Origin of the sequence: Priestia sp. JV24 (assembly GCF_025910025.1) — a bacterium.
GTDB classification, from domain to species: Bacteria; Bacillota; Bacilli; order Bacillales; family Bacillaceae_H; genus Priestia; species Priestia megaterium.
The window spans coordinates 1-9,977 of sequence record NZ_JAPCIN010000032.1 but is presented as its reverse complement, the minus strand read 5'-3'; the positions used below and the strand labels follow the sequence as shown (position 1 = coordinate 9,977).

Sequence of the window (9,977 nt, the reverse complement as noted above, 5' to 3'; positions counted from 1 at the left end):
TTTTATTTAGCAGTCACAAATGTTTAAAAAACGCTTTAATTTAATAAAAAGAGGAGCCACTTTTGGCTCCTTTTACTTTTTTAATGAAAGTCCACATCAATTTTTTTTGTTTCATCTTTTGCTAATTTAGGCATTCTAACTTCTAGAACTCCATTTTTATAAGATGCTTTTGTCCCTTCGTTAGAGACAGAACTTGGAAGATGCACAGAACGATGAAAACGGCCTAAAAAACGTTCTTTTCGATGCATATTTTCCTCTTTGACTTCATTTGTTCGAGTGGTAGATCCACTAATACTTAGTGTATTGTTTTCCACTGTAATATTGACATCTTCTTTACTTTGCAGCCCTGGAATATCACAAGTAACCACAACTTCATTCTCTGTTTCATGGACATCTACTCGAATTTCTCCAAAATTTGTTTCTGTCCCCAGAGTGGAAGGGAAATCAGAAAAGAAGCGTTCAAAATCTTTTCTCATATTAGATAGTTGTCTAAATGGATCATATGGTACAAGTGCCATTGATACATCCTCCTTCTTTCTTAGCATGAGATTAGTATGGCTCCTGTTTAGAGAAGTTATTCAAGTTCATGTAGGGGTACCGCCAGCAAAACGCATATTTACAACGTTAAGAAAACTATTGAAAAGTTCAATTTCTCAGCATAAAATTAAGAAATTAGATTTTTTTGTTACTCTATAAACACGCTCCATTCTTAAATAAGGGCTAATTTCCCCATGATAAAAAAAGCTAATCGAACATTGTCGATTAGCTCTATTTTTAGTATTGATTCGCTTTTTTAACCATTTTGCAACTGTAACTATACGTTTAATTACAACAATAAATATGTCTGTTTCATATTTATTATTCAACTTTCCTTATTCTAATCAAAACAAAGAGACTTAGGGCAAAGAAGATTAAGGCAGGCATCATTACATTTATACCTTGACCAGCTTTAAAATGTGAAAATACAGCGCCAGCCATCAGTAAAGTAAGTCCCCCAGAAGCTAATAAAGCAATTCTTGACTTCCAGAAACCAACCAAAAGTCCAATAGCCCCTACAATTTCACAAATACCTACAAAATACATCAATCCTAATGGATAACCAAAACCTTCAAATGTGTGAACTTGCATAGGATTTCCTGTAAGTTTCATTGTACCAAAAGCGAAAAAGCCAACTACAAGTAATCCTTGAATAATACGTAAAACCCATTTCATTTATCATTTCTCCTCTTAATCTTTGTCTTTTATTTTTGTAAACTTTGTGCACCAATTCCTATTTTCTTTAATAAACCTACCAGTTGTTCTTTCTCTTCATTGCTTACAAATGAAAAATTTTCTGAGATTGTTGTAACGTGCTGGGCAAACATTTCACTAAACAAAACTTCTCCGTTTTCAGTCAAAGTGACATTAAACGCCCTCTTATCGTTTGGATTTGGTTTTCTTTCTACAAGTCCCTGCTTTTCAAGCTTATTCACGACGTAAGTAATGCTTCCACTTGGAATAGATAGCGTTTCACTGATTTTTTGAATAGGATGAGCACCTTTGTTATAAAGCAATTCAAGTACCATAAAATTTTCAGGGCTGATACTATAACTTTCTATATCCTTCCGAATATTTTCAAATACAGCCTTATTTGCTTTCATCCAGATTCGAAATAGCCTTAAATCTAATTGGCTCTTCTCTTGTTTATAATCCATGCAATTTACACCTCTTTGAAGTTGGAATCAAAAACAGAAACTATCTATCTTTTGGATACAATGGATACTCGACTTGAGTTGGAATTTCTATAAACACAATGCGAAGACTATCTCCCTTAGGCTTGATTGTAATGGTTTCAGTTTTCTCAGATTGAATAATAATAAAATCTTTTTTATCAAAAGAGAGCTCTTGCTGCACAATCTTGCCTCCATCACCTCTTATAGCTAGTCCTGCAATGGTTCGATTTGGAGTAAGTGTAAGCTGATAACTTGAGCTATTAGAAATTTCTATATCGTACATAAAGGCATCTGTTATCAGATTAATTGGCGAATCAGTTCCAAGTATAGTTTTAATGGTTACACCCTCTCCTTGAATGACAGGAAATTCCTCGTTTTTATATTTTGAATAGTTTGGTGTACGCTTGATTGCATCATTTAAATATGGTTCAAGCCATATTTGAAACATTTCTGCAGGGCCATCTGATCCTTCAGCATGCCACATGCCTGACCCTGTTTGCATAAGTTGTACACCTCCAGCGTCAACCTCGCTTTGGTTTCCTAGTGAATCTTTATGAAAACCTTTACCTGACAGGATATAGGTTAAAACTTCAAACCCTTGATGAGGGTGTTCGCCAATTCCACCTGCTCCTTTTGCTTGCCCCCATGCCCAGTAGAATAAAGGACCAAGTCGACTGATAACAGATCCTTCACCAGAAAACCCAATGGGTTTTTGTTCTATAATCTTGCCACCATCAAATTCACCTTTTGCCTGTTCACTTGTATGAATGATTTTGACTTCCATTATTGTTCCTCCTATAAGTTAAATGAATGAATTAAAATTGAAACCTAACATTTCAAAAATATTAACAAATATAATGGTATGATTATTAGCTGTTTTTGAAATTATCGCATTTACCCTAACAGTAGGATAAATCCGTGTCAACAAAAATATTCCCTATTTTTGATGGAGTGTCTACTGTCAAAAAGCACACCTTTTTATACGGTAAAAAAACGAATGATAAAACCTCTATTTAATCTAAAAAACAAGCCTTGTTAGACTTATTAAAAATACAAGGCCTTATTGTACGCTTGGTTTACGTCTCTTCCTAGCTGATAACTCTCAGCATTATTTTTGGAGTTAGAAATAGTTGTTTAATTCAGAAAATAATTATAGGAATACTCATTTCGGCATACTTCGACATCCATTATGTAGTAATATTTTATATAAATATACACATTCAGATAAAGGCAAACTAGTTGAAAAGCTAGGACGCAAAGCTACAGGTCTAAAGTCAATTGACTATGACAGCTGAGCCTCCTGAAAATCTGGAGGAATTTATGTTTATGGACAGTAAAAAAGAAGTAATAACGTCACATTTAGACCAAGAATGGATTAGACTTATCCAAGAGGCTAAGGAAGTAGGGTTATCGGTTAAAGAAGTAAAAGCATTCTTAGATAATAAACAAACCTAGTGATAATAAAAAACATTAGATAGGCACGCTATCTAATGTTTTTTGTTACCGTGTTATCTTGAGATTTTGCTTCTAGAAACTGTTTAAATTCTTCTTTACTCACATTTGAATTCATTGCATCTTTTACTAGTTTCATCCACTCTTCTGACAGAACTGCTATAGACTTTTTCATCATAGTACCTCCTTACATAAATACTTTTTATCATTTACCGTTTGTTTTAAGCTTAATATTCTATTTTATAGTGACCATCCACTATATTACAACTAAATAGTTAATCCTCTTTACTTTAATCGACTATAGATAGCTGTTTATGTAGTGAAAAATAAAATTCTTTCTACTATTCTCCCGTAGACACCGCATTTTTTAGTTTCTGATATTCTCTCCACCGACGATAAAAAGTAGCTTCACTTATATTTGTGATTTTACAGATTTCCTTTACAGGCTTATTAGTGGTTTCATGTAGTTCGATAGCATGCCTTACTCCATCATGCTTTAACGTAAATTTCTGTTTCTTTCCTTTATATATACCTTTTCTTTTTGCAATGGCAATTCCAGCTTGCTGCTTTTCCTTAATCATGGTTCGATCAAGCTCACTAAATGCAGACATAACGGTTAGGATAAATTTCCCCGAAGGAGTTCTTGTATCAATTCCCAAATTTAATATTACTAAATGAATACCATGTTCATCTAGTTCTTCAATTAGCTCTAATAGTTGTTTGGTGTTTCTTCCTAGACGATCCATTCTTGTAACGACGAGGGTGTCACCCTTAATTAATTGATTAAGCAGTTGATTTAGTTCTTCTTTGTGGTTTTGTATTCCTGATACTTTTTCCTGAACAATACGATCTACTTTTGCCTCTCTTAATTGTTCGATTTGAGAATCCAAATTTTGATCAAAAGCAGAAACACGTGCATATCCAAAAATCATAAAATTCCTCCTAAAGTGGATAATCAAAAGACAAGACTATATGATAGTTAAATTATACAGTAAAATCAACCCTCTCCTCAACTATCATTTAGGCATACCTTATTGATAGTTAGATAACCAACGGAACATTCATTTTTTACATTAATTGATAAGTTCCACGTAATTTATCGGGTGAAAAATACGCAACATAAAATGTATAGTTACAAGTTAACGTTGTATTCTAAACCTAAAGCTGTAATAGCTCCAGCAGAAGTTCCCCCAATTCTTTTTATATGTTGTAGGATATTTACTTTGTCTTAAACAAATTATTGTTTTTTCATCTTGTTCATGTTTGTGTGCCATTTCTTCCAACTCCTCATATAGTAAGAAAAGCTTAAATCGTAATTTCTTCCTTCTTAGTAAACAGGACTTGAATCAACTGCTTAATATGTTCATCATTCAAAGAATAAAAAGCTAGTTTTCCTTCTTTATGGTAGCTTGCAATTCCCATATTACGAAGAAGTCTCAAATGATGAGAAGCCGTTGCTACTATAGACCCGGCAATATTAGCTACGTCACAAACACATAATTCTTCTCCCTTATACAAAGCAAGGACAATCTTCAATCTTGTTTCATCTGCTAAACCTTGAGCTTTCTCAACATCTATAGAAGACTTAATACGATTAAATTTTTCTTCGTTATAACAATAAATATAGCAACGGTCTTTTGCCATAATTTCCTCCTTATATCCAAACTGTATTTAGTACTCTAAAACTAAGCCAGCATAGTCATTGAAAATCCGGCCAGTTTATAATAAACCCATGCAGACTATTTTGTAGGTTCATGGGGGAATTTGGGGAGATGATTACGCTGAAAAAGAAACAGGAGATTATATTACTGCACGTACGAGAAGGTTATTCTCAGAGAAAGATTGCCAGCTTAGTAGGCGTTAACCGAGAAACAGTAGGAAAGTATATTCGTGAGTATGAGACGAGGAAGAACAAATTACTGAGTGAAGATAAAAATGCGGATACTGGTGAACTTATTCAAGAAATTGTAGAGGCCCCAAGATACAAGAAACGTGATTCCAAGAAAAGAAAGCTATCTAAAGAGATTTTACATCGTATTCAAATGCATCTAGAAGAAAATGTGCAGAAAAAGAAACAGGGGTTAAGGAAGCAAATAAAAAAAGCTGTTGATATTCATGAATCCTTAGAATCCGAAGGATTTACCATTAGTTATAGCACAGTTCTTCGCACGATAAGAGCAATGGAAAAAACAAAAAAAGAAGCATTTATTAAAGGAGCTTACGCGCCTGGAGAGGTTTGCGAATTTGACTGGGGAGAAGTCAAATTAATGATTAATGGCAGAAAACAGGCCTTACAAATGGCCACGTTTACGTCAGCTTATAGTAACTTTAGAATGGCTTATTTATTTACAAAACAAAAAACGGAATGTTTTCAAGAAGCTCATTCGTTGTTCTTTAAAGATATTGGCGGTGTATTTCACACCATGGTCTATGACAATATGAAAGTAGCCGTAAAGAGATTTATTGGCACAGAAAGAGAACCTACCGAGGCGCTGATAAAGCTTTCGCTTTATTATTCATTTCATTACCGTTTCTGTAATACAGCAAGTGGAAATGAAAAAGGACATGTAGAGCGAAGTGTAGAGATGATTAGAAGAAAAGCATTTGCCTTTCAAGATACCTTTGACACATTAGAAAAAGCAAATCACTATTTACATGAAATTTGCTTGAAACTCAATCACAAAGAGAAGAACTCATCATCCCGTTTGACGCCAAACGACTTAATAAAAGAAGAAAAGAAGTATTTATTAGTAGCGCCCCCGCCTTTTGATGCAGCACGAGTGATAAATGGACGTGTTACTAAGTATTCAACTGTCATCGTTGATCAAAACTACTACTCTGTACCGGACCACCTAGTTGGAGAGATGATTCGGATCAAAATTTATAGCGATCATATTCAATGTTTTTATCGGGAAAAGAGAATCGCTCTACACCCACGACAAACTGGAAATCATGAATGGAGCTTACACCTTGAACATTATTTGTATACCCTACAAAAAAAGCCTGGTGCATTAGCTGATAGCACAGCATTACAACAGGCAAATCCAAAATTAAAGAAAATATACTACTCTTACTATACCACTCACCCTAAGGATTTTATAGAGTTAATCCACTTTATTAAGTCTGGAATTACTATCGAACAGATAGAAAAAAGTATTCAAGAACTCTCTACTCTTCATCCTAGCCACATCACCACAGATAAGATCAAATTAATCTGCGCGAAACAAAGAGAAGGACTACATTTACCTACAGACTATTCATCTCAGAAAACCATCGATATCGAACACTATTCTAAACAACATCTTCAGACCTATGATCAACTGTTCCAAACGAAATTTATCCAATAAGGGGTGCAGGTAAATGGAACTTTCGAAGCAAGCATTGGTAGAGGAAATTAATACATTAAGCAAAGAGCTCAAATTACCTAAAATCCGTCAGGATTTTGAAGAAGTGATTAAAGAATCAGTTGAAACAGATGCCAGTTATGAAGAATTCTTACGACAGTTACTTCAAAAAGAACTGGATTCTAGACAGGAATCTGCCAAATATAATCGAATCCGTCGTGCAGACTTTCCCTATAAGAAATATCTAGAAGATCTATCAACTGAGGATTTATCAAAAGATGCCCAGCAAAAATTTAAACTTTTAAAGAGCTTAAATTTTATCAGAGAAGGCCGAAATGTCATTTTAGCTGGAAATGCGGGTACAGGAAAAACTCACATGGCAATTGGCTTAGGGATAAAAGCTTGTATGGAAGGTTATAAGGTATGGTTTACAACGGTTCCTTTATTAGTCAACCAAATAAAGGAATGCAGGTCGGAGAGAACTCTACGAGTTTTTCAGAATCGATTTGAAAAATATGATTTAGTCATCGCAGATGAAATGGGCTATATTTCATTTGATAAAGAAGGTGCAGAGTTATTGTTTACTCATTTATCATTACGAGCGAATCAGAAATCAACCATTATTACAACGAACTTATCCTTTGAAAGATGGGGAGAAATCTTTCAAGACCCTGTCATGACAGCAGCTATGATTGATCGTTTAACCCATCAAGCCTATATTGTGAATATGATTGGTGACTCCTACCGCATGAAAGAGACAGAGAAATGGTTGAAGAAACAAGAATTAATCGAACAGAGCTAGAACGAAAAGAAGAATAAAAAAAGCATTAAAAAACCGGCCAATTATATAAATGAAGGCAGAAAATTGGCTGGGTTTTTAATGACGAAATGGCTGGATTTTAAGTTGACAAATACATCCAAACATTCAAATGTCTATTTGTTTGTAATATATGCCATTTTCAAAGAGTGTTCAAATGTTTATTTGATTATTTTTTGAAACAAGAACTAAATTGATTATAAAAAAACATATGCTGGGTAACAGAGGATAGTTTAAGGTTGATGCAAAAAGGGGGAAAGACATGAAATGTCTTAAAGCATTGAAAGTATTTTATGTACTTTTAGCTGTAGTGGGAGCCATTCTAGCTATCGTTTCTTACTTTCAGCATTCACTTTACTTAAAGTCATTTGGCCTTGTTTTGTTAGGAGCATCGCTCATTTTTAATGGTTACGCTACTCATTTAGAGTGGAAAGGAAAAGGGCCCTTTCTATACATGGGCATAGGTCTAATAGTGATTGTGATAGCTATAGGTGGATTCACTGAGGCATGGTAACTATTAATGTTAATGAAGAAAAGTCTATATAGTTAAACTATATATAAAATGTTTTAAATTCTAACATCTAAGAACAGCCTAACTATCCTCGTTTCTAATAAAGTTGTCTTTCAAAGTTTTATCTCTTATCTATGTAGTAGTTTCTTGTTTAGCTGCTCGGAAGTAATAGGCAAGGCTATAACTCATTTTAGACGTCTACATGTATGGGTGCTTATAGGCTTAGGAGTATTAAATAGTAACATATTTTTGCTATATAGACTATATTTTTCCATACGAACATATGGATAAAACATGCGCTTTTTATACACTTTTTTCTCGTTCGTCTCCTACTAAAGCGTTAGTATGTCAAAGATGTATAAAAAGCTGCATGAACGAGAAAATATCCTCATCGAGAACCCTCACTGCCACAAGGGTTCTTTTGCTTTCTTGCTTCCTTAAAGAGTGTTTATGTAAACTAGTTTTGTCTACGGTATACAGATCTAGTTCACATAATCACTTCTTTCGAAACCAAGCAAGCGAAAGAGTCCTTAATATGTTAGGCTGTTTTTGTTTATCATATATGCTTAATGATAACCATTTTGTCCATTTTGGCTGTTGCTCGTTTTGTGTTTTGGATGGCTTTTTTTATTTTGCTTCGTACTACTTCCACCTTTTTTTGTTTGCTTTGTCATTGTTTTAAACCTCCCTTTCACCGTGTTAGTATGCTCATATATACAAAATAATTTCATACCAATAATTACTTGGCTCGTATGCATCGCCAAGGTTTCACGCGCTGAGTCTCCTACTGCAGTAGGTAATAAGTAAATGATAACGGAACATGTTCTCTTTTTTTATATGCTAGGGGTTGGACTATTGGCCTTTATTTTTCATGAAATGGACGACAGATCGAAAGATGTCCTACCGACTGAATACAGCAAATTAGCGTCACCAATTGAAAGACGTTTATATAATGTGTTGGTGCTAAATGGCTATTGTGTCCAAGCACAAGTAAAATGTGGCCCTTATCGAATTGACCTTGTAATAGGTAAGCTTGCGATTGAATGCGATGGAAAAGAGTCTCATTCTTTTCCATCGCAAAAGGCTCATGACCGAAAGAAAGATGCTTATTTGAGGAAACAAGGATATAAAGTAATGCAGATCAGTGGCAACAGTATTGTAAATCGTATGCCTGGAGTTTAAAAAAGAGTGAAAACAAGATTGAATTAAAAAAGAGAAGGCTCAGCCTTCTCTTTTTTAGAATTTTATTTTATAGACCGTCTTTATATTTTCCAGCATTTTTAGATGCTTTTTCTTTCTTGGCTTTATCTTTATGAATTTTGTTTGCTGCAGCACTTCCGAATTCATGGCTGAACTCAGAATTAATCACTGCTGAATCAAAACCTTTTTTATTTATTGAATCTATTCATCATTGTTTGTACAGTTGCCGGTGCCATTTTATTTCCACGCCCTCTTGTCATTCCATAAGTCGTAACAGCTCCAACTCCTAAACCCAATAATGAAAACAGCATGCCTCTGTTATTACGTCTCTTTCCAAATATCCCTCTATTGTTGCGTCCAACATTAAATAAGGACGTTAACCAACGTAAGTTGTTCATTATGTGAATACCCCTTTAATATTTATTTGAAAGAAAATGGTCTTCCAACGTCTTTATTCTTTGACAACTTGACTTATCCATACTGGAAAAATGACACTGTTTTCATTCTCTAATTATTACCTGTTATGATTTTGAAAATAATGCTTATTTTAAGAGATGTACGATTATCACAAGAAAACAGTTATATGAGAGGTGATTATTTTGATTAACAAATGGATAGCTGTATCTGGTGGAATGATTCTTGGTGTGTTATCAACTGGAATCTTCGGTTTCAAAGGTTTTTCCCAACTTTTTAATAAAGATACGGGATCAGGAGGTTCGTCTCGATAACTTGACTTTTCCTCTTAATGAGTATGTGGCTATTCAAATCTTACAGCTAAATCTATAAAAACAAACTTTAGTACGCTTTTTACTTCTCTACAAAAGGAAAAAAATATAATTTGATAAACCCTACTATTCCTAGTAACTAAAAAAGGAAACCCATTGAATGAACAAGGGTTTCTCTTTTTTAGCACATAGCGAATGGACTTGTTGCACTCAATC

General features: G+C 34.2%; 13 protein-coding genes and 1 riboswitch. Of the genes, 5 read left to right on the top strand and 8 right to left on the bottom strand.

The genetic code is table 11. The annotated features are described in order from the left end of the window. Positions 1-80: 80 nt before the first annotated feature. The 4 genes from OK414_RS27625 to OK414_RS27610 form a co-directional block, all read right to left on the bottom strand. Positions 81-518, bottom strand: coding sequence for an Hsp20/alpha crystallin family protein (locus tag OK414_RS27625; protein WP_182031432.1), 438 nt, complete (start codon positions 516-518; stop codon positions 81-83). A 340-nt stretch (positions 519-858) separates the two neighbouring features. Next, positions 859-1,212 carry a DoxX family protein gene (locus OK414_RS27620; RefSeq protein WP_034655812.1) on the bottom strand — a complete coding sequence of 118 codons (354 nt, stop codon included), beginning with the start codon at positions 1,210-1,212 and terminating at the stop codon, positions 859-861. 29 nt (positions 1,213-1,241) lie between these two features. Continuing rightward, positions 1,242-1,694 carry a MarR family winged helix-turn-helix transcriptional regulator gene (locus OK414_RS27615; RefSeq protein ID WP_034655815.1) on the bottom strand — a complete coding sequence of 151 codons (453 nt, stop codon included), beginning with the start codon at positions 1,692-1,694 and terminating at the stop codon, positions 1,242-1,244. Positions 1,695-1,734: 40 nt separating this feature from the next. Continuing rightward, positions 1,735-2,496: a pirin family protein gene (locus OK414_RS27610; RefSeq protein ID WP_263046347.1), complete on the bottom strand. Its 762-nt coding sequence runs from the start codon at positions 2,494-2,496 to the stop codon at positions 1,735-1,737. Positions 2,497-2,931: 435 nt separating this feature from the next. Next, a riboswitch (cyclic di-GMP riboswitch) is annotated at positions 2,932-3,016 on the top strand. Between the two features lie 22 nt (positions 3,017-3,038). Here OK414_RS27610 and OK414_RS27605 point away from each other — a divergent pair. After that, positions 3,039-3,167 carry an anti-repressor SinI family protein gene (locus OK414_RS27605; RefSeq protein WP_115648274.1) on the top strand — a complete coding sequence of 43 codons (129 nt, stop codon included), beginning with the start codon at positions 3,039-3,041 and terminating at the stop codon, positions 3,165-3,167. Positions 3,168-3,195: 28 nt separating this feature from the next. Here the strand turns inward: OK414_RS27605 and OK414_RS27600 are convergent, their stop codons facing one another. The 3 genes from OK414_RS27600 to OK414_RS27590 form a co-directional block, all read right to left on the bottom strand. Then, positions 3,196-3,339 carry an anti-repressor SinI family protein gene (locus tag OK414_RS27600; protein WP_263046348.1) on the bottom strand — a complete coding sequence of 48 codons (144 nt, stop codon included), beginning with the start codon at positions 3,337-3,339 and terminating at the stop codon, positions 3,196-3,198. Positions 3,340-3,505: 166 nt separating this feature from the next. Beyond that, the gene (locus tag OK414_RS27595; RefSeq protein WP_264363550.1) at positions 3,506-4,096 is read right to left on the bottom strand and encodes a recombinase family protein; all 591 of its coding nucleotides are present in this window, start codon (positions 4,094-4,096) and stop codon (positions 3,506-3,508) included. Between the two features lie 373 nt (positions 4,097-4,469). After that, positions 4,470-4,808, bottom strand: a complete 339-nt coding sequence (locus tag OK414_RS27590) for a metalloregulator ArsR/SmtB family transcription factor (protein WP_317620610.1) — start codon at positions 4,806-4,808, stop codon at positions 4,470-4,472. A gap of 128 nt (positions 4,809-4,936) precedes the next feature. Between OK414_RS27590 and istA the strand changes: the two genes are divergently transcribed. The 4 genes from istA (at position 4,937) to OK414_RS27570 (ending at position 9,018) form a co-directional block, all read left to right on the top strand. Next, positions 4,937-6,511 carry an IS21 family transposase gene (istA, locus tag OK414_RS27585; protein ID WP_263046351.1) on the top strand — a complete coding sequence of 525 codons (1,575 nt, stop codon included), beginning with the start codon at positions 4,937-4,939 and terminating at the stop codon, positions 6,509-6,511. A gap of 13 nt (positions 6,512-6,524) precedes the next feature. Beyond that, a complete protein-coding gene (istB, locus tag OK414_RS27580) occupies positions 6,525-7,310 on the top strand; it encodes an IS21-like element helper ATPase IstB (protein WP_263046350.1) in 786 nt (261 codons plus the stop codon). A 277-nt stretch (positions 7,311-7,587) separates the two neighbouring features. Beyond that, positions 7,588-7,839 carry a hypothetical protein gene (locus OK414_RS27575; RefSeq protein WP_252285088.1) on the top strand — a complete coding sequence of 84 codons (252 nt, stop codon included), beginning with the start codon at positions 7,588-7,590 and terminating at the stop codon, positions 7,837-7,839. An 804-nt stretch (positions 7,840-8,643) separates the two neighbouring features. Next, complete coding sequence (locus tag OK414_RS27570; RefSeq protein ID WP_263046352.1) at positions 8,644-9,018, top strand: endonuclease domain-containing protein; 375 nt, start codon at positions 8,644-8,646, stop codon at positions 9,016-9,018. A 206-nt stretch (positions 9,019-9,224) separates the two neighbouring features. Here OK414_RS27570 and OK414_RS27565 read toward each other — a convergent pair whose 3' ends face one another. Continuing rightward, positions 9,225-9,434, bottom strand: a complete 210-nt coding sequence (locus OK414_RS27565) for a hypothetical protein (RefSeq protein WP_049787035.1) — start codon at positions 9,432-9,434, stop codon at positions 9,225-9,227. Between the last annotated feature and the right edge of the window lie 543 nt (positions 9,435-9,977).

What these genes read in the sequence shown, in the direction of transcription:
- OK414_RS27570 (WP_263046352.1), top strand. Translation starts at nt 8,644, where the DNA reads ATGATAACGGAACATGTTCTCTTTTTTTATATGCTAGGGGTTGGACTA.
- OK414_RS27575 (WP_252285088.1), top strand. Translation starts at nt 7,588, where the DNA reads ATGAAATGTCTTAAAGCATTGAAAGTATTTTATGTACTTTTAGCTGTA.
- OK414_RS27565 (WP_049787035.1), bottom strand. Translation starts at nt 9,434, where the DNA reads ATGAACAACTTACGTTGGTTAACGTCCTTATTTAATGTTGGACGCAAC.
- OK414_RS27595 (WP_264363550.1), bottom strand. Translation starts at nt 4,096, where the DNA reads ATGATTTTTGGATATGCACGTGTTTCTGCTTTTGATCAAAATTTGGAT.
- OK414_RS27625 (WP_182031432.1), bottom strand. Translation starts at nt 518, where the DNA reads ATGGCACTTGTACCATATGATCCATTTAGACAACTATCTAATATGAGA.
- istA (WP_263046351.1), top strand. Translation starts at nt 4,937, where the DNA reads ATGATTACGCTGAAAAAGAAACAGGAGATTATATTACTGCACGTACGA.
- OK414_RS27610 (WP_263046347.1), bottom strand. Translation starts at nt 2,496, where the DNA reads ATGGAAGTCAAAATCATTCATACAAGTGAACAGGCAAAAGGTGAATTT.
- istB (WP_263046350.1), top strand. Translation starts at nt 6,525, where the DNA reads ATGGAACTTTCGAAGCAAGCATTGGTAGAGGAAATTAATACATTAAGC.
- OK414_RS27615 (WP_034655815.1), bottom strand. Translation starts at nt 1,694, where the DNA reads ATGGATTATAAACAAGAGAAGAGCCAATTAGATTTAAGGCTATTTCGA.
- OK414_RS27600 (WP_263046348.1), bottom strand. Translation starts at nt 3,339, where the DNA reads ATGAAAAAGTCTATAGCAGTTCTGTCAGAAGAGTGGATGAAACTAGTA.
- OK414_RS27590 (WP_317620610.1), bottom strand. Translation starts at nt 4,808, where the DNA reads ATGGCAAAAGACCGTTGCTATATTTATTGTTATAACGAAGAAAAATTT.
- OK414_RS27620 (WP_034655812.1), bottom strand. Translation starts at nt 1,212, where the DNA reads ATGAAATGGGTTTTACGTATTATTCAAGGATTACTTGTAGTTGGCTTT.
- OK414_RS27605 (WP_115648274.1), top strand. Translation starts at nt 3,039, where the DNA reads ATGGACAGTAAAAAAGAAGTAATAACGTCACATTTAGACCAAGAATGG.